15 protein-coding genes are annotated in these 17,887 nt (G+C 65.6%); 6 read left to right on the forward strand and 9 right to left on the reverse strand.

Annotated features, from left to right (window positions below):
• Positions 1-7: 7 nt before the first annotated feature.
• Both ACHAA4_RS02455 and ACHAA4_RS02460 read right to left on the reverse strand, forming a co-directional pair.
• A complete protein-coding gene (locus tag ACHAA4_RS02455; RefSeq protein WP_435772601.1) occupies positions 8-1,300 on the reverse strand; it encodes an MFS transporter in 1,293 nt (430 codons plus the stop codon).
• 7 nt (positions 1,301-1,307) lie between these two features.
• Positions 1,308-1,781, reverse strand: a complete 474-nt coding sequence (locus ACHAA4_RS02460) for an Lrp/AsnC family transcriptional regulator (protein WP_106122726.1) — start codon at positions 1,779-1,781, stop codon at positions 1,308-1,310.
• A gap of 474 nt (positions 1,782-2,255) precedes the next feature.
• Here ACHAA4_RS02460 and ACHAA4_RS02465 point away from each other — a divergent pair, with 474 nt between their 5' ends.
• The 5 genes from ACHAA4_RS02465 (at position 2,256) to ACHAA4_RS02485 (ending at position 7,091) form a co-directional block, all read left to right on the forward strand.
• Positions 2,256-3,026 carry a transglycosylase family protein gene (locus tag ACHAA4_RS02465; protein WP_435772602.1) on the forward strand — a complete coding sequence of 257 codons (771 nt, stop codon included), beginning with the start codon at positions 2,256-2,258 and terminating at the stop codon, positions 3,024-3,026.
• 90 nt (positions 3,027-3,116) lie between these two features.
• Positions 3,117-4,313 carry a glycoside hydrolase family 26 protein gene (locus ACHAA4_RS02470; RefSeq protein ID WP_435772603.1) on the forward strand — a complete coding sequence of 399 codons (1,197 nt, stop codon included), beginning with the start codon at positions 3,117-3,119 and terminating at the stop codon, positions 4,311-4,313.
• A 274-nt stretch (positions 4,314-4,587) separates the two neighbouring features.
• Positions 4,588-5,454 carry a class II glutamine amidotransferase gene (locus ACHAA4_RS02475; protein ID WP_435772604.1) on the forward strand — a complete coding sequence of 289 codons (867 nt, stop codon included), beginning with the start codon at positions 4,588-4,590 and terminating at the stop codon, positions 5,452-5,454.
• A gap of 77 nt (positions 5,455-5,531) precedes the next feature.
• Positions 5,532-5,831, forward strand: a complete 300-nt coding sequence (locus ACHAA4_RS02480) for a hypothetical protein (protein ID WP_435772605.1) — start codon at positions 5,532-5,534, stop codon at positions 5,829-5,831.
• Between the two features lie 78 nt (positions 5,832-5,909).
• Positions 5,910-7,091, forward strand: a complete 1,182-nt coding sequence (locus ACHAA4_RS02485) for an alpha/beta fold hydrolase (RefSeq protein WP_435772606.1) — start codon at positions 5,910-5,912, stop codon at positions 7,089-7,091.
• 72 nt (positions 7,092-7,163) lie between these two features.
• Here the strand turns inward: ACHAA4_RS02485 and ACHAA4_RS02490 are convergent, their stop codons facing one another.
• A complete protein-coding gene (locus tag ACHAA4_RS02490; protein WP_435772607.1) occupies positions 7,164-7,526 on the reverse strand; it encodes an alpha/beta fold hydrolase in 363 nt (120 codons plus the stop codon).
• A gap of 51 nt (positions 7,527-7,577) precedes the next feature.
• Complete coding sequence (locus ACHAA4_RS02495) at positions 7,578-7,985, reverse strand: alpha/beta fold hydrolase (protein ID WP_435772608.1); 408 nt, start codon at positions 7,983-7,985, stop codon at positions 7,578-7,580.
• Between the two features lie 163 nt (positions 7,986-8,148).
• On the opposite strand from ACHAA4_RS02495, the gene ACHAA4_RS02500 reads away from it, so the two are divergent.
• The gene (locus ACHAA4_RS02500) at positions 8,149-10,506 is read left to right on the forward strand and encodes an FdhF/YdeP family oxidoreductase (protein WP_435772975.1); all 2,358 of its coding nucleotides are present in this window, start codon (positions 8,149-8,151) and stop codon (positions 10,504-10,506) included.
• A gap of 185 nt (positions 10,507-10,691) precedes the next feature.
• Here the strand turns inward: ACHAA4_RS02500 and fmdA are convergent, their stop codons facing one another.
• The 5 genes from fmdA to ACHAA4_RS02525 form a co-directional block, all read right to left on the reverse strand.
• Positions 10,692-11,951 (reverse strand): formamidase, encoded by a 1,260-nt coding sequence (fmdA, locus tag ACHAA4_RS02505; RefSeq protein ID WP_435772609.1) that lies wholly within the window; start codon positions 11,949-11,951, stop codon positions 10,692-10,694.
• Positions 11,952-12,350: 399 nt separating this feature from the next.
• Positions 12,351-12,983, reverse strand: coding sequence for an AmiS/UreI family transporter (locus tag ACHAA4_RS02510; RefSeq protein ID WP_435772610.1), 633 nt, complete (start codon positions 12,981-12,983; stop codon positions 12,351-12,353).
• Positions 12,984-13,109: 126 nt separating this feature from the next.
• Positions 13,110-13,274 carry a hypothetical protein gene (locus tag ACHAA4_RS02515; RefSeq protein WP_435772611.1) on the reverse strand — a complete coding sequence of 55 codons (165 nt, stop codon included), beginning with the start codon at positions 13,272-13,274 and terminating at the stop codon, positions 13,110-13,112.
• A gap of 1,156 nt (positions 13,275-14,430) precedes the next feature.
• The gene (locus ACHAA4_RS02520) at positions 14,431-16,920 is read right to left on the reverse strand and encodes a ComEC/Rec2 family competence protein (protein ID WP_435772612.1); all 2,490 of its coding nucleotides are present in this window, start codon (positions 16,918-16,920) and stop codon (positions 14,431-14,433) included.
• A complete protein-coding gene (locus ACHAA4_RS02525) occupies positions 16,917-17,855 on the reverse strand; it encodes a helix-hairpin-helix domain-containing protein (RefSeq protein ID WP_435772613.1) in 939 nt (312 codons plus the stop codon). The genes ACHAA4_RS02520 and ACHAA4_RS02525 overlap by 4 nt, the downstream gene beginning before the upstream one ends.
• Positions 17,856-17,887 lie beyond the last annotated feature (32 nt).

Genomic DNA, 17,887 nt, shown 5'->3' on the forward strand with positions numbered 1-17,887 from the left:
TCCGTCGTCAGAGCACGTCCACTCGGCGCCCGGCGAAGAGCCCGACCACGGCCATCACGACGACGGCGGCCGCGATGATCCACAGCACCGGGGACCAGGAGCCGGTGAACTCGAACAACGTGCCGGCCAGCAGCGGGCCCACGGCGGCGAGCAGATATCCGACGCCCTGAGCCATGCCGGAAAGGCGACTGGCCTCCGCCGAGGTCCGGGCCCGCATGCTGATCAGGGTCAGACCTGCCAGCAGATTGCCGCCGGAGGCGAAGCCGACGATCAGCGCCCAGGCGGGCATCGCCGCGGGCAGGAAGATGATGCCGAGCACTCCGATGAACATGATGCCCGCCAGCACCACGACCACCGCGCGCTGATCCTGGGCGCGCTGCATGATCGGACCCATCACCAGGCTCGCGAGGATCCCGATGGCCTGATAGGCCCCGAGCCAGAAGCCGGCGGCGGCTTCGGTGATCCCGTGGGAGGTCTGGATGGCAGGAAACCAGGTCAGCATCAGATAGAAGATCCCGGATTGCAGAGCGAAGTAGACGGTGACCTGCCAGGCGACCGCGGAGCGCCACATCGTGCCGCCCCGGAGGCGCGCTGCGGGCGGCGCTGGATCGGGGACCGCTGCGCCGGCGTCCGCTGCGCCGGCACTCGATGATCGGGCTGCCGGTGAGCTCGGGAGGTCCGAGCGGTCAGGCGTCGCAGCAGAGGCGGATCCGGTTCCCCGCGGGCCTCCGAGCCGAACTCCCCAGAGGGCGGCAGAGACCAGCGCGAAGAGGGCGGATGCTCCGAGGGTGAATTCCCACCCCTTGGCGGCGGCCACCGGGACCGCGGTGCCGGAGGCGACCGCGGCACAGCCGACGAGCATCGCGGTGTAGAGCCCGGTCATGATCGGCACCCGGGCGGGGAAGTCGCGTTTGACCACCGCCGGGACCAGCACATTGCCCACACCGATGGCCGCGCTGAGGATCACCGTGCCGGCGAAGAGCGAGAAGCTGCCCAGCGGCAGGGACCGCAGCAGCGTGCCGAGTCCCAGCAGCAGCAGCGAGACGAAGATCGTCCGCTCTACGCCCCAACGGCGCCCGAGCGCGGCCACGAAGAGCGCGACGACGCCGAAGCCCAGGGCGGGAATGGCGCCGAGGAGTCCCAGGGCTGCCGGACCCAGCCCGGTGTCCTCACCGATGCGTTCGATGAGCGGACCCACCGCGGTGATCGCGGGACGCAGATTGGCCGCCACGATCAGCACCGTGACGACCATCAGCAGATGCGGCAGACGCCGAGGAACAGACTCTCCGGCCGCGCTCATGCGCGACTCACTCGTCGAAGGACTTCCCGGTGTTCAGATGTGGGCGCTGACTCTTGATGATCTTCATCGGGAAGGCGGAGTCGGTGCCCTGGACCCCCGGAATGGTCAGCACCTTCTTGGTGAGGAACCGCTCATAGGCATGCAGGTCGGCCACCGCGACGCGGGCGAAATAGTCCGGCGAGCCGAAGAGCCGGAGCAGCTCGAGGACCTCCTCATAGCCTGCCATGGTGTCCTCGAAGCGTTCGACGGTCTCGCGGTCTCCCCACTTGAGCTCGATGTCGAGACCGACCTCGAAGGACTGGCCCAGAGACTCGGGGTTGATGTCGGCGGTGTAGCCCAGGATGACGCCCTCGGCCTCGAGTCGCTGGACGCGGCGCAGGCAGGGACCGGCGGTGAGTCCGACCTTCTGGGCCAACGCCGCGTTGGAGATTCGTCCGTCTTCCCGCAGCGCAGAAATGATTGCGCGATCCACACCGTCCATCGTCTGATTCTTGCACCAGATTCGGCTCTTCGGCGGTTGGAGCACCAAAATTCCCACATTGTGGAAGCGGCCCGCTGGGGCGTCATGACGCCGGAGCAGCCTCTTGGTACTCCCGTTTCATCACAGACGGATCACTCACATGTTATTCACAGAAACGTTGATAACGGCCAGGTAACGAAGCTTTTTCCGCGTGATTCCGCGATTCTTGAGCGGCGGAGGTCACCCAGACCCCGGTTGACGCAATCAAATCGAGACCTTTTACTGGTTAACGGACATCTTCTGTGATGCAGCTGTGACGACTGGGCCTCCGTTCCCAGGCCCACCACACGGCATCAGGAAGCACCGGAGTCGGCTGCCCACCACCGTCCATGCCGACTCGGGTGAAACTTGACCGCTACACATCATGAAGGCGGACGGTGACACTAGGACGGCCCGGGAGGGTCACGAGTGCAGGGACTTCGGGACTCAACTCTCATGCAGACCAAGCAGACTTTCAAGAAGGTTCTCGGCGGCTCACTCGCTGCTGCCACGCTGGCCGGCGCAGCCGTCGTCGCTCAGGCTCCGGCCGCAAGCGCCTCGAGCCAGTGGGACCAGCTCGCACAGTGCGAGTCCGGCGGCAACTGGTCGATCAACACCGGCAACGGCTACTACGGCGGCGTGCAGTTCTCCCAGCAGTCCTGGCAGGCAGTGGGCGGCTCCGGTCTCCCCAGCAATGCCAGCAAGTCCGAGCAGATCAGCCGCGCACACGCACTCTGGGAGATCCAGGGCTGGGGCGCATGGCCTTCCTGCTCCGCACAGCTCGGCCTCTCCGGCAACCCGGGCGGCGGCGGCAACACTGCTCCCGCACAGTCCGCGCCGGCACCGCAGCAGTCCGCTCCCGAGCCCGCACCGGCCCCAGAGCCCGCTCCCGAGCCCGCACCGGCCCCAGAGCCCGCGCCCGCTCCTGAGCCCGCACCGGCCCCAGAGCCCGCTCCTGAGCCCGCGCCCGCACCGGCTCCTGCTCCCGAGCCCGCACCGGCTCCTGCTCCCGAGCCCGTGCAGCAGGCTCCAGTGCAGCAGGCACCGCAGGCTGAGGTTCAGACCTCGGGCGAGACCTACACCGTGCAGGCCGGCGACTCGCTGTCCAGCATCGCCAACGCTCTCGGCCTGGACTGGAAAGACATCTGGCACGCCAACACTGACACCGTCCAGGATCCGAACCTGATCTTCGTCGGCGATCAGCTGAAGCTGCCCGCAGCCGGCTGATTGAACTTTGTGCCACACGGCACACCACTAGGGGGCGTCAGCGCATAGCTGACGCCCCCTAGCTGTCTGTCCACTGAAGTGAGGAGCCCTGTGCGGCCACGTCTGCGACCCGCCCGTCTGTCCCCCCTGCTGGTCACCGCAGCCGTGAGCGCCCTCGCGCTCGGATGCTCGGTGCCCCCTAAGGCGGGGACCGAAGCAGAGGACTCCTCCCCCACCGGTCAGCCGCTCGCCGGTCCGACGCAGGCGCTCCCGGCGGACCGTCCCACCATCGGGCTGAATCCCGACTGGGGCGTTGAGACGCTGGAGCAGTTCGCGACCACCACAGGAGTCTCTCCCGGCGCCGCAGTGTCCTTCATCCACATGCCGTTCTCCGCGACCGATGCCGAGAACGTCCGGGGCGCGGCCGACCAGGTCGCCGGAATGGGCGGGGTGCTCATGCTCACGCTGGAACCGCATGAGGGACTCGAGGCCGTCACCGAAGAGTCGATCACCGAGCTGATCGATATCCTCGTGGAGGTCAATGACGCCGAGGTGCCGGTCCTGCTGCGCTTCGCCCACGAGATGAACGGCTCCTGGTACCCCTGGGGCATGCAGCCGGAGGCCTATATCGAGGCCTTCCGCGAGGTCGCCGCCGCGGTGCGCGAGCGGACCACCGGCACCGAGATGATCTGGGCGCCGAACTACGGGGGCGGATACCCCTTCGTCGGCGGCCAGTACGCTCCCGACCCGGGCACCACCGACTTCGAGCTGCTGGACACCGACGGCGACGGCGAACTGACCCAGCGCGATGATCCCTACGAGCCCTTCTACCCCGGCGACGACGTCGTCGACTGGGTCGGAATGTCGCTCTATCACTGGGGAGACTCGCATCCCTGGGGCAGCAACGACCTCCCCGAACCCGCGAAGTTCGCCGAGCAGCTCCGTGGGACCTACTCCGGACTCGCCGGCGATGAGAGCATGCTCCCGGACTTCTACGAGGTCTATTCCGCGGACCGCGACAAGCCGCTGGCCATTCCCGAGACCGCCGCGTTCGTCACCGCAGACGCAGACCCCGAGCTGGCCCTGGAGATCAAACGGCAGTGGTGGCAGCAGATCTTCACCGAGGATCTGCGCTCGGAGTTCCCCCAGCTGCGTCTGATCAACTGGTTCAACTGGGACAAGGACGAGCCGGAGGTCGACGGCCTGGTGCGCTGGTCGGTCAGCACCGATCAGGACATCGCCCACGCCTTCCGCAGCGATCTTCCTGACTGGGTCGCCGAAGCCCAGGACGTGAACCGGACCGGGTGAGTCGGGCCACGGAGGTCACCTCAAGAATGGAGCCTCTGCGCAGCGCCTCCGCCGCGGATGACCATGATCGGCGGGCGCGAGGCGAGGATTCACCCTCCGCGGGTGATGTGCCGCACCTCACCCAGACGTAGAATGTAATCGCCGCGGGCCGTCGCACTGCAGGTGCAGGTGCAGGTTCGAAGCTACCGTCTTCATCGGCTGGGTCGCGGTCGAACGGTCACGGTGGGTCGGCCCGTCGTGGTGTTCAGGTCCGCCCTGAGTGCAAGGAGACGAGATGTGTCGCTGGCTGGCGTATTCAGGTTCCCCCGTACGGTTGGATGACCTGCTTTATAAACCCACCAATTCCCTGGTCATGCAGAGCAAACACTCGCGCCTGGGAGCCGAGACCACCAACGGCGACGGGTTCGGGGTTGGCTGGTACGGCACTGGACCGATTCCGGGGGTCTTCCGCAGCACGGAGCCGGCCTGGCACGACCGCAACCTGCGTGAGCTCGCGGCACTGGCCTCCGCCGGCCACGTGTTCGCACACATCCGTGCCACGACCGGCACGGCCGTCCAACAGACGAATTGCCACCCGTTCCGCCACGATCGGTGGCTGTGGATGCACAATGGGCTGCTCACCGACTTCCTGACGATGAAGCGTGATCTGGCCATGGCAGTGGAGCCCAGCCTTTATCCCGAGATCGAAGGCTCAACCGACTCCGAGCTGTTCTTCTATCTCGCACTGACCTTCGGGCTGGAACGGGACCCACGCGCGGCAGTCGCCGCAGCAGTCGGGTTCATCGAGGACGTCGGACGCCGCCACGGGGTCGAGCATCCCGTCCAGATGACGGTCGCCACCACCGACGGCGACACGACCTGGGCCTTTCGCTACTCCAGCGAGGGCAGCTCGCGGTCGCTCTTCCACAGCAACGACGTCGCGACGCTCCGCGCTCAGTACCCGGACCACCCGATGCTCCAGGGACTCTCCGACGACACCCGGCTGGTGGTCTCGGAACCGCTGGGGGACCTCCGGGGCGCATGGCAGGAAGTACCGGACGCGACATGCGTCGTCGTCCGTGGCGGCGAGGTGGAGCTGCACCCTTTTGCGCCCTCTGCGCCGAGCGCCGCGGGCCGCCAAGACCGCGTCTCCACCGCCTGAACCCGGGATGATGTATGGACCGCCCAAGCGTCCACGACGGGGCGCCCACGCGTTTCCGCTTCATTCGGAGGCACGTCATGTCCGGGGCCTTCCAACGCGTCATCGGTGTCGTCCTGCTGCTCGGTGCGGGGGCCCTGAGTCTCCCGGTGGCGGCATCGTTCCTGGACGGCCCGGGGACCGAGAATTGGATCCTCTCGGTGCACGCTGGTGTCATGGCAGTCGTCGGTGCGGTATGTGGGTCTGCCCTGCCAGCCCTGGCGCCGACTGGCGCCTCCACAACTCTAAGAGCCCTGATCGGTGCCGGGTGGGGCCTGCTCGCCGGCATGGTCGGTGTACTCGTCTTCTGGTTCCTGCTCAGTGGGTTCGGGGGCGCCTGACCATTGCCTCACGCTTCGAGGACGCCAACACCCAGTGAAGCTCACGCGACCCGGTTCATGATGACGAAGGAGTCTTCAATGTCCGAAGCATCAAGCACTGCCCATGAGTTGATGGACCTGCCGGTCGGCTTCGAGCGCTTCCATCGCCGCCGCTACATCAACTACCAGCTCAACCGAGCCCATGCCCTGGGCTTCGCCGACCGCGAGGAGCTGCTCGCCGCAGCCTCCAGAGTGCGCTCGGCAGCCGACTGCGTCGTCGTGTTCGAGGCCCTGTCGAGGCAGGCGGCCGCAGAAGGCCGGGCCGTGCATGCCACGGGATATATGCGGATCGCCGAGTTCTTCACTCCACCTCGCTCGGCGGAGAAGGCAGAGCGCTACCGCCGGTACCGACGCCTCTTCGACGACCTGGTCGCGGGTGGGGGTGTGGTGCGCCACGACGTCCCCTTCGCCGGCGCCTCCCTGCCGGCGTACCTGCTGCCGACGACCCGATCACCCGCTGCGGCCACGGTCCTGGTGCACGGCGGGTTCGACTCGGTGATCGAGGAGTTCTATCCCGTATGGCAGCGCATCGCCGCGGCCGGATTCGACGTCGTCGCCTTCGAAGGTCCGGGACAGGGCGGCGCCCGGACCTTGAGCGGACTGACCTTCGATCATGACTGGGAGAAGCCGGTCAGCGCGGTGCTGGACCATTTCCAGCTCGAGCGGGCGGCGCTGGTCGGCATCTCGATGGGTGGGTACTGGGCCCTTCGTGCCGCAGGACGCGAGCCGCGCATCGACCGGGTCGTCTCCTGGCCGCCGGTGTACGACTTGCTGTACCGGGTGCCCGCTCCGCTGCGCGGTCCACTCCGCACGATGGTGGGGCACCGGCGGTTCATGCGATGGAGTGTGCGCACCCGAGCTCGGCTGGCGCCGACGCTGCGCGCCGTGGTCGAACAGACCCTGTACCTGCTCGACAGCGACGACCCTGTGGATGTGGTCGACTGGTTCATGGGGATGAACGCCGAGCACCTGGGCAGCGACCGAGTGACTCAGGACGTGCTGTTGATGTGCGGCGAGCATGACGCCTTCCAGCCGCCGTCGTTGACGAGGGCACAGGCTCAGGCGCTGACAGCGGCTCGCACCGTCACGGTGCGCATGTTCACCGAGGCGGAGCGGGCCGACCAGCACTGCCAGATGGGCAACCTCGACCTGGCCTGCCGGGTCCTGAGCGCGTGGCTGCAGGACCCTGGGCAGGTCCGCCCCCAAGATCACCCGGGGTGATGGTCTCCAGCATGGGAGTTGGCGCCTGATATGGCTCGCAGCAGGTTCATGAATCTCTCTATGCCGGTGCGTTCAACTGCCACGGGTCGGGAGCGTGTGGCGGTAGAGAAAGTCCGCGATCACGCCCGCGATCTCGGGGGCGTGAGTCAAGACGAGCGAGTGATCGGCCCCGGCCAGCAGGACGTCCTCGGCGTGGGGGAACCACGTGAGGATCAGCGCGCGGACTTCAGTGAACCAGGGTCCGCTTTCGCGGCCGCCGATGTGCAGCACCGGGCAGTCGATGTGCCGGGCGTCCTCGGCGTCGAAGCGCCAGGACAACAACGCCGGCACGTCAGTGTCGAAGAACGTCCTGGCATCGGCCTGCATCTGGGTGACCGCTCCGGGAAGCATCTGCTCGATCTCCGTTCGCCACTCGGGCCCGATCATCCTGGTCATGAAGTCGCCGAGCGCCGCGTCAGGCCCTCGCACCCGTCTGATGTCCTGGGGTCAGGCGTTCGCTGACCGAAACGAACCGGCGCTTGTCACATGCACCGGGGGAGGTTCGATCAGGGTCAGTGTCCGAACGTGCTCGGTAGTGTCGTGGGCAAGCTGCATCGCGACGCCCCCGCTGTAGGAATAGCCGACGATGTGCACCGGCCCCAGCTGCAGCGCGTCGTTCAGGCGCCGGCAGTCCGCGGCATCCCGGGGCATCGACCCCGGTCCTCGGACCGGGTGGCTGCCCGCGTACCCGCGCCGGTGATAGACGATGACTCGGTACACCCCAAGCTCAGCAAGGTGCCTGGCCAGCGGCGCCAGTTCATCGGCGGTCAGAGCTGTTTGCACCAGCACGACCGGATCCCCCGACCCCACGTCGTTGACTTCGAGCTCGATACCGTCGACCTCAACGAGCTTCATATCCTCAGTCTATTTCGCCACGCACTCTCGAGGCTCACCTCACCAGCTTCATCCGAAATCTCAGTGCAGAGGGGCGGCACCTGGGGCCTTGAGGCGGCTGGTGAGTCACAATGGCACAGGTAGGACCGTTGTCCAACGAGACGCGGCCCAGAAGGGATGTCCCATGACTCGCTCCAACCCTCCCGTGGATGAAGCTGACGAGAACGATCTCGAGATCGAGGAGCCCAAGAAGTGGGCTGCCGGAATGCAAGGTGTTTATCACTCGATGCAGCCGGCGCTCAAGCACATGGGAATCGAGCGCAGTGCGCGCACGCTGCTCTCCATGAATCAGAAACAGGGATTCGACTGCATGAGCTGCGCATGGCCGGACCCTGCCGATCACCGGAGCACGTTCGAGTACTGCGAGAACGGGGCCAAAGCCGTCACTTGGGAAGCCACACCGGTCACGGTGGCCTCAGACTTTTGGGCCGAACACCCGATCAGCGAGCTGCGGGGCCGCTCCGAGTACTGGCTCGGGATGCAGGGCCGACTCACAGAGCCCGTCTACAAGGCTGCGGGTGATGCACACTATCGACCCATCGACTGGGACACGGCCATCAAGATAGTGTCCGAAAAACTCAAAGGACTCTCTTCCCCTGATGAAGCTGCCTTCTATACCAGCGGCCGTGCCTCGAACGAAGCGGCGTTCATCTACCAGTTGTTCATCCGCGGATTCGGCACCAACAACATGCCCGACTGCTCGAACATGTGCCACGAATCATCCGGCGTGGCAATGGGTGAGACCATCGGCGTCGGCAAGGCGACGGTCGCGTACGACGATTTCCTCACCTGCGATCTGATGATCCTGATAGGTCAGAACCCTGGGACCAACCATCCGCGCATGCTCAGCGCGATGGAGAAGCAGAAGGAGAACGGCGGTCAGATCGTCGCGGTCAACCCCCTGCCCGAGGCAGGCCTGCGCCGGTTCAAGAACCCACAGAAGCCCAAGGGCATCATCGGACGAGGCACCGATCTGGCTGATCAGTTCCTGAAGATCCGAGCAGGCGGCGACATGGCGCTGCTGCAGGCTCTCTCCAAGCGGGTGCTCGAGGCTGAGGACAAAAGCCCTGGCCGCGTGCTCGACCACGAATTCATCGCACAACACTGTGAGGGTCTCAGCGCGCTGCGTGAACACCTGTCACACCTGGAGGAGCAGACCGTGCTGGAAGCGACGGGGCTGCGTTCCGAAGAGATCGATGAACTGGCCGACCGCTACATCAATGCCGACTCGGTGATCATCACCTGGGCGATGGGCGTCACCCAGCAGAAGAACGGTGTCGGGACGATCAAGGAGATCATCAATCTGCTCCTCCTGCGTGGAAACTTCGGCCGACCAGGAGCTGGTGCGTCACCGATTCGCGGCCATTCCAACGTCCAGGGTGACCGCACCATGGGAATCTGGGAACAGATGCCGACATCCTTCCTCGATAGCCTCGCGAAGGAATTCTCGTTCGAACCTCCACGCGAGCACGGGGTCGACTCGGTCGCTGCAGTGCGAGGAATGCGGGACGGCGACATCAGATTCTTCCTCTCCCTTGGCGGCAATTTTGCGGCCGCGATGTCTGACACCGCGGCAACCGAGGCAGCGATGCAGAACCTCGAGATGAACGTGCAGATCTCCACGAAACTGAATCGATCCCACACCATGGTGGGTCAGGAAGCACTCATACTGCCGACGCTGGGCCGCACCGAGATCGATGTGCAGGCGTCCGGTCCGCAGTTCGTCTCCGTGGAAGACACCGTCAGCGCGGTCCATTCCTCCGAAGGCCGGGTCGAACCCGTGGCGCCGAACCTGCTTTCCGAGATCGCCATCGTCAGCCGCATAGCCCACGCGACCCTCGGGAGCCAGATCGCAGCTGACTGGCAGGGATTCGAAGATGATTACGATCTCATCCGTGATCACATCTCCCATGTGGTGCCGGGCTGCGAGCACTACAATCGGCGCATCCGGGAGAAGGACGGCTTCCTGCTGGCGAACGGGCCGCGGGACTCCCGCACGTTCAACACGCCAAGTGGCAAAGCGATGATCACCGTGAATGAGCTGGATCCGATGGACTGCCCGCCCGGTCGACTGATTCTTCAGACCATGCGCTCACATGACCAGTTCAACACCACCATCTACGGCTACAACGACCGGTATCGGGGGATCAAGAAGGGACGGCACGTAATCCTCGTGAACCCTGAGGACCTGGCTCTGCTCGGCTTCACTGCTGGTGACTTGGTGGATGTGCACGGCGAGTACCGGGACGGCAAAGACAGGGTGCTGAGGAAATTCCGTGCCGTGTCCTACCCCACGGCTCGTGGCTGCGCCGCGGTCTACTACCCGGAGGGCAACGTGCTGGTGCCGCTCGATGACACCGTCCAGGGCAGCAATACTCCGGTGTCGAAAGGCGTGATCATCCGGTTGGAGCGCGCGGCCGAGGGTCCCGCCGGCGGCAGCAGCGAGGAGAACAAGCAGGAGAACATGCCTGAAACAGTCTGACCGCTGAACTGCAGTCCACGGCCCGGGCCCTTCCCGGTACTGTCAGCCTCGCCGTGGGTGACCAACCCTCACCCACTCTGGGCAGATGGGTGTTCCGCACCTTTCACCTGGGTGAGCGCCCCCGCTGGCTCTTCGAACAGCTTCTGCCGTCGCAGGGGCACTCACCCATTCACCTCAGGCGGAGGCTACTTCTGATTCGCTGCACTGGGTGCACCGATGCCTGGGTCGATCTGCACGGGACCCGACGCGGACGGACGAACGTCGAAGTCGAAGATCGCGGTCGGCAGATAGACCGTGGAACATGAGTTCGGAATATCGACGACGCCCGAGAGTCGCCCTTCGATCGGCGCCGCGCCGAGCAGCAGATACGCCTGCTCCGGGCTGTAGCCGAACTTCGTCAGGTAGTCGATGGCGTGCAGACATGCGCGCTGGTAGGACAGGTGGGAGTCGAGATACCGCTGTTCACCGTCGAGAGTCACGGAGGTGCCTGAAAACGCCAGCCACTCGCTGTATTGCGGATCGACGTTGCCGGGCATGAAGATCGCGTTCTCTGTGACGCCGTAGGTCTCCATACCGCCCTTGATCACATCGACCCGCAGATCTATGAAGCCGCCCATCTCGATGGCCCCGCAGAACGTGATCTCACCGTCTCCCTGCGAGAAGTGCAGGTCCCCGAGAGAGAGATTGGCGCCGTCGACGAACACCGGATAGAAGACTCGACTCCCCTTGGTGAGGTTCTTGATGTCCTGATTTCCCCCATTCTCACGAGGTGGAGCTGTACGGGCCGCCTCAGAGCCGACTCTGTCCCACTCGCCGTGGTCAAGACCTCCGAGGACCGCATGCTCAGACTCAGGGGGAAGCGCGAGTGGAGGCACCCGGTCTGGATCTGTCCCGATCAGGGCCCCCTCACGAGCATTCCACTTCGCGAGCAGCTCCGCGGAGGGCGCGGTGCCCATGAGTCCTGGATGGATGATGCCGGTGAAGGAGACGCCTGGGACGTGCCGCGACGTCGCAGTCTGTCCCGAGAAATCCCACACTGCCTTATAGGCGTCGGGGAACTGCTCGGTGAGGAATCCACCCCCGTTGTTCCTTGAGAAGATGCCGGTGTATCCCCAGCCCTGTCCGGCGAGCGGACCCTCGTCTTCCTGCGGGATCGGACCGACGTCCAGAATGTCCACGATGAGCAGGTCCCCGGGCTTGACCCCCTCGACGTGGAACGGTCCGCTCAACACGTGGACCGTGAGCAACGGGGCATTGAGGATGTCCTCCGCGGAATCGTTGTTCTCGATGGCACCGTCGAACCATTCTCGGCAGTCCACACGGAAACTTTCGCCGGGCTTCACCGTCGCCACGGGTGGAATCTCGGGGTGCCAGCGATTGTGGCCCAGCTTCTCCTGGTCGCCGAACTTCTTGGAGGAATCCAATTTGAACAGGTTTTTTGGCATCTCTACTTCTCCTTCTGAATTCAACACTGCCTGTGGTCATGTCACATGGTGGGCAGAAGAACCTCCGTTCAGGTCCGCGGGAGCTTTGCGTGACGCGGGTCCCGAGTGATCGGAGCCGGCCGTCCGGCCTGACCGGGCAGCCTGGTCACAACGTCCGGCTCGTGTGCACTTCGCAGGGAACCCTCGACCGCTTTGAACGCCGGACTACCTGCTCGGGACAGGTTCACGGAGGTGACGAGCCGGACGGCCGATGCCTCGCAATACTGGCAGGGTCGATGCCGCGGAACTGCGTCCATCGAGTAGGAGGCGTCGAACCTGCAACCGTGCTCGCACTTGAAGCTGTAGATCGGCATATGACCTCACCATCCTGTTGCTGTCGGACACTCGAAAGGGCGTTTTTCAGGTCGAAGCATCCACCGTGCTGTTGTCGCGGGAGATGCCTGTTCTCTTTGGCGCGCCGAGGAGCCAGGCGAGAATGAACAGCCCCACTGCCAGTGCAGCGCCGACCAGGGCTGATCCATCGGTGTTCGGGTAGTTCTCTGTGAGCAGCAGGAATGACGGAACTGCCCCGGTAAAGATGCCGAGGAACACGGTGAACCAGCCGGTCCGACGCTGGATGCTGTCTCTGCCGAGGCCGAGCAGCACAAAGAACATGAACCAGAGCACTGCCCAGGAGAACCAGATGACCCCGAACAACGGGTCATCGATCAGAGTGAAGTGGAGGGTGCCGTAGACCGTGGCGCACGCCGCGACAAAGAGGGAGAACCAGCCCAGACCTTCACCGGGTGCACCGGTCAGGAGGTTCCACGCAACGTACAGGTAGGTGAAACCAAAGAGGAACAGCCCCGATGCGCCCAGTATGACCCCGGGGTCGCCATCAGACTGCGCGAGGATGATCGTCGGAAACACGACCTGCATTGCCCCGACAAACAAGTTCATGGCGGCGGCGGCTTTGCCAGGCACGACACCGAGCAACATCAGTCCATTGATGATCAACACCCCACCGACGTAGAGCAACCCCACACTACTCACGATCGCCTCCCCGCGACGCTGAGAAAAGCGGTTGATGGCAATAGTCTCTCCCCCGATCAGGCAATTTTCAAGAACTTTTCAGGCTCAGAGCAGAGGCCGAGGGGACCTCACATGTCGTCGACCGGTTCAAGGAACCGCGAGCGCCTCGAGCCCTTCCTCATCCAGGCTGAACACCACCGTGCCGTGCAGATCGGTGCAACAAACCGAGGCACCGAGACCCTCCAGGGTGCGGATGATCTCCGCGGAGGGGTGTCCGTAGGTGTTCTCCTCCCCCACCCCGATGAGCGCCACCGCTAGGCCGGGTCGCCTCCAGCAGCTGGGTGCCGCCATTGGCGGCCCCATGGTGGGCGACCTTGAGCAGATGAACCCTCCCGGGCACTCCCGCCGGGCGAAGCAACGACGCCGCCACGTCTTCTTCCGTGTCGCCCATCGCAAGCAGACGCAGCGGCTGACCCAGAGACCCGACTGTCTCTCAACGAGTCCCTCAACCGCCCCACCCCGGACATGGTGCGGCGTCTGGCTGAAATGGAGCTCTCGAGCTCAGATCGTGCGTGCCTGTGCGGCGCGATTTCTGCCTGGAGAATCCATACACTCACGGTCACAGAAGGACCGCAAGCTGCTCAATCACTGAGAATTTTCATGATCTCGCCGATCTCGAAGTCGCGCGATGAAGTACAAACTGACCCCGAGAACGATCAACGCTAGCGGGATGGCTCCGGGTTCGCTCTCTGTGTAAATCTGTACGGTCATGAGCGTTGCCCCGATCACAATCAGAAGTATCGGTGTCAGTTTCTTCATCGCTAACTTTCCGTGCGGTCTTGAATGCTGTGCCGCAACACCAGAGTTCAAGTGCTCTGCAATGTGGGTTGGGCCGAGCCATAAAGCTCGGTGACGCTCGGGTGAGTTCATTGGACGCGTGGTTTGGTCCAGGAATCACTGCCGACCGGTTTACCTCGTCATGTATAAGCCGGAGCCAGCTAAGGATCCGAGCCCAGCCAGCTCATCCAATCATCCGTTCCGATCAGCGCGGCACCTGAGCCGTGCGATTCACTTGACAATGACGCGACTGTACCAGTCACCTGCCAACCACGGATGGGAGGACCGGCGCACACTGGAAGTAGGGTCTGCCAGGCCCGTCTCAACTACACCAACCTGGCTTGCACTCCCCACGCGCTCTCCCCCGAGCTACTCGGAGGGGTCTTCCGCGTCCGAAGTCCGACCAGGTCGAGCCTCGGGATGTCGGCAATGTGAGCGACCCTTGGGCATCTCGATCCGGAAGGCTCCAAGGTCTCTGCACTGGAAGTCGCGAAACCTGTTCGTCCAACCCGGCCAGGGGGTCGCATGACCCGACCCAACACGGGAAAACTGGATACCCAACTCGTCGGAATCGCAGGAGGTGGGGAGGACAACCAGGATGCTTCACAAGCACGCCTGACACGCGCACAAGTCAAGGCAGCGCAACCGCGGTAAGCCCTTCTTCCCCGAGGCTGAAAACCACGGTGCCATGTAGATCGGTGCGGTAGACCGTAGCGCCGAGACCCTCCAGAGTGCCCAGGATTTCTTCCGAGGGATGTCCATAGCTGTTGTCCTCTCCGACTCCGATCAGCGCCGCGGCGGGACGGCTCGCCTCCAGCACCTGCGTACCCCCGTTGGCCGCTCCATGATGGGCGACTTTCAGCAGGTGAATCCCCGCAGGCGCCCCTATTCGGCGCAGCAACGACGCCGCCACCTCTTCTTCCAGATCTCCCAGAGTCAATAGGCGCAGGGGCTGAGCTGCTGAGCCCACCACTCCGTCGGGCAGCTCCGGATCCGCGATCTCGAAGAGAGCCACCAGCGAGTTGTCATTGGCCTCAGCATGATGAGACTCCGCAGCCCACACCGTCATCCGCACACTGAGCTGCTCTGTGAACTCGAACGTCTCGCCAGCCTGGGGCCGATGCACAAGTACGCCCGGAGGCAGTTCCCTCACAGACTCGACCTCGGCTGCCACCTCCCATTTCGCGCTGCCGGCATGCAGGACCAGTTCCGGTGTGCGGTCCTCGATGACCCCGGCGGTGCCTCCGTAATGGTCGCGATGTTCATGGGTGAGCACCAGCGCCTCAACAGTGCTCACCCCGAGCGTCTCGAGGCACCGATCGGCCAGCAGCGGGTCCTCCCCCGTGTCCACGACCACACCGGCATCCTCCCGGGTGCGGATCACCAGCATGTCCCCCTGACCCACATCACACAGCGCCACCCGCCACTGATCCAGACCGCGCGAGGGCACCAGCGCCGCCACCGGAAGCACCAGCGCGAGCACCGCAGCCGCGGCCATCACCAGGAGAACCACCTGCCAACGCCGGAACCGATCCACAAGACCCCAAGCCAGCACCACGGCCGCGCAGACGTAGAGCACCACCAGGGCCCAGCCCAGCCAGCCCTCGGGCCACGGCGCGGTGGCCCGGGGAAGCCCGGCAGCGATCCTGCCGATCAGCCCGAGGCAGGCTGCGGCCCAACCGCAGCACCAGAGGATCGGCACCGCCAACCAGGGCAGAGTCGTGGAGATCACCGCCGCGAAGGTCCCCGGCACGGTGATGAACGGGACGAACGGCGCGGCCAGAACATTGGCCGGCACCGCATAGGTGCTCATCGCTGCCGAAAGCGGCAGCAAGACCGGTGTGACGAAGAGCTGGGCCGAGAACGCCAGGGCCAGCGGAGCCGCGAGCACCGCCGGCAGGAACCCCTCCAGCCGCTCCCGGATCCTGGTGCCGATCAGCACGATCCCCGCCGTGGCGGCGGCGCTGAGCTGGAACGCCGGTTCAATCGCGTAGTACGGATCGAAGACCAGCAGCCCGAGCACACAGACGCAGAGCAGCGAGAACGCTGCCCGGCCGCGACCGGCGAAGAGCGACACTGCGGCGATGCTGCCCATCACCCCGGCGCGGATGACACTGGGCTCCGGGTGCACCAGCAGCACGAAGAGCACCAGACCGATCAGCGCGACCGGAACCGTCATCCAGCGCGGAGCCCGCACCAGCCGGAGCAGCCCCATCAGCGCACCCATGACCAGGGCGCAATTGGCGCCGCTCACCGCGGTCAGGTGGCTCAGGCCCGCGGTGCGCATCGCTTCGCTGAGCTCCTCATCCTGGTGCGTGCGGTCCCCTAGGATCAGCCCCGGCAGCAGTGCGGGGGCGTCGCCCAACGCATGGGAGGAAGCCGCCGCGGTGGCGGAGCGCAGTCCGTTGAAGATCTCGGTGAACTCGGCGCGACCGTCGGCAGGAAGCGGCTCCAGCGGTTTTCCGAAGGGAAAGAGCACCGCAGTCTCCCGCTGGCCCGGGTCCGTCGGATTGGGCCGCACCAGTCCTTGATAGCGCTGACCCGTGATGAGGGGCAGGTCCTCGGCGGCGGCCCTCCCGCCGGAGTCTGCGGCACCTGCGGGGTCTGCGGCACCTGCGGGGTCTGCAGCGTCGGCACCGCCAGCCTGCGCTGCAGCGTCCTGGATGATCACCACAGGGGCGTCCACAACCACAGGGGGCTGCTCCCCCGACAGGGTGGCCGTCTCCACCAACGCCCGGGCCATGATTCGGGCCTCACCGCCGAATCCCGGGGCTGCCAGCAGCTCCGGCTGGCCCGAGATCCGCAGTGTCACCGTGACCGGGGCGTCCCCCTGCACCGCCTGCTCCCACCCACTCTGCACATGCGCCCGGGCCTCCGTCCCCGCCTGGAGTGCGACGACCCCGGTCAGAACGCAGCAGAGCAGCGCATGCAACGTCACCGGATGGGACACCAGCCGGTTGAACAGCCCGACACTCACGCTCAGCAGCGCGCCCGTGCACAGCAAGATCCAACCCAGCTGAAGAGCCGGCTCCCAGGGCAGATGCACCGCCACCAGCGCCGCGGCCCAGGATGCCAAGGCGGCCGGAAGCAGCCGCAGATCGAGCGGCTTGCTGGCTGTCACCAGGTCACCAGGCCCTCCACGTCGGCCAAGATCACCGGCCCGATCCCACTGACCCCGGCAAGCTCCTCCAACGATCCGAAGGGGCCGTTGGCCTCGCGATAGCTGATGATCCGCTCCGAGAGTGCGGGACCGATCCCGGGCAGCTCATCCAGCGTCGCGGCATCGGCGGTGTTGAGATTGATCAACGCCCCGGTCCCTGGTGCCGCCTCCTCCCCTGGCGCCGCACCCGACCCCGAACCGGACTCCGCCTCTGCCCCCGGTGGGCCGGCCGCCTCCTGCCCGGCCGCCGGAGGTCCGATCCCAGTCTCGAGCTCCTCCGGCGTCGGCACCCAGATCAGCGTGCCGTCCAGGACCGGAGCCGCGAGATTCAGCCCCCCGGGATCTGCCGCGGAGGTCATCCCACCGGCGGCCTGGATCGCCTCATGCACCCGTGCCCCGGAGGGCAGCTCCACCACCCCCGGATCCGCGACGGCGCCGCCCACGTGGACCACGACAGGACTCGGTTCCTGCACGCCCGGCGTCCCCTCGGCGGTGCCCGGCGACTGACTCCCTCCACCGGGTTCTCCCCCACCATCTTGTTCTTCCCCACCACCTGGTTCTTCCCCACCACCTGGTTCTTCCCCAGCGCCTGGGATTCCGGGGGCCTGGGAAGCATTCGGGGGTGACGCCCCCGACGAACCCGATGACTCCTCGGTCTCCGCCGAGGCAGCTCCAGGGTGCCCAGCGCCCTGCAGCGACGGAGGGTCCGGGACAGGGACTCCCGCAGGGCCCGAGTTGCTGAGCCAGGAGACCGCCAGCCAGGTCAGCAGCGCGATGACGAGGACCACCACTCCGGCGAGTTTCAACCGGATCCGCGCTGGGGCGGAGTGCTCGAGTTCCCGTTCCGCGCGCAGCCGTTCGCGCCGCGTCAGCTGATCCTCGGCCCAGGCTTCCATGGGGCGAGGCTAGTGCGCCGGTCGGCGCAGCT

Origin of the sequence: Nesterenkonia maliinae, from assembly GCF_051262655.1 — a bacterium.
Classification (GTDB): domain Bacteria; phylum Actinomycetota; class Actinomycetes; order Actinomycetales; family Micrococcaceae; genus Nesterenkonia.

Excerpts from the sequence above, each read along its gene's own strand:
- ACHAA4_RS02455 (WP_435772601.1), bottom strand. The coding sequence starts at position 1,300 with ATGAGCGCGGCCGGAGAGTCTGTTCCTCGGCGTCTGCCGCATCTGCTG.
- ACHAA4_RS02460 (WP_106122726.1), bottom strand. The coding sequence starts at position 1,781 with ATGGACGGTGTGGATCGCGCAATCATTTCTGCGCTGCGGGAAGACGGA.
- ACHAA4_RS02465 (WP_435772602.1), top strand. The coding sequence starts at position 2,256 with ATGCAGACCAAGCAGACTTTCAAGAAGGTTCTCGGCGGCTCACTCGCT.
- ACHAA4_RS02475 (WP_435772604.1), top strand. The coding sequence starts at position 4,588 with ATGTGTCGCTGGCTGGCGTATTCAGGTTCCCCCGTACGGTTGGATGAC.
- ACHAA4_RS02480 (WP_435772605.1), top strand. The coding sequence starts at position 5,532 with ATGTCCGGGGCCTTCCAACGCGTCATCGGTGTCGTCCTGCTGCTCGGT.
- ACHAA4_RS02485 (WP_435772606.1), top strand. The coding sequence starts at position 5,910 with ATGTCCGAAGCATCAAGCACTGCCCATGAGTTGATGGACCTGCCGGTC.
- ACHAA4_RS02490 (WP_435772607.1), bottom strand. The coding sequence starts at position 7,526 with ATGACCAGGATGATCGGGCCCGAGTGGCGAACGGAGATCGAGCAGATG.
- ACHAA4_RS02495 (WP_435772608.1), bottom strand. The coding sequence starts at position 7,985 with ATGAAGCTCGTTGAGGTCGACGGTATCGAGCTCGAAGTCAACGACGTG.
- ACHAA4_RS02500 (WP_435772975.1), top strand. The coding sequence starts at position 8,149 with ATGACTCGCTCCAACCCTCCCGTGGATGAAGCTGACGAGAACGATCTC.
- fmdA (WP_435772609.1), bottom strand. The coding sequence starts at position 11,951 with ATGCCAAAAAACCTGTTCAAATTGGATTCCTCCAAGAAGTTCGGCGAC.
- ACHAA4_RS02525 (WP_435772613.1), bottom strand. The coding sequence starts at position 17,855 with ATGGAAGCCTGGGCCGAGGATCAGCTGACGCGGCGCGAACGGCTGCGC.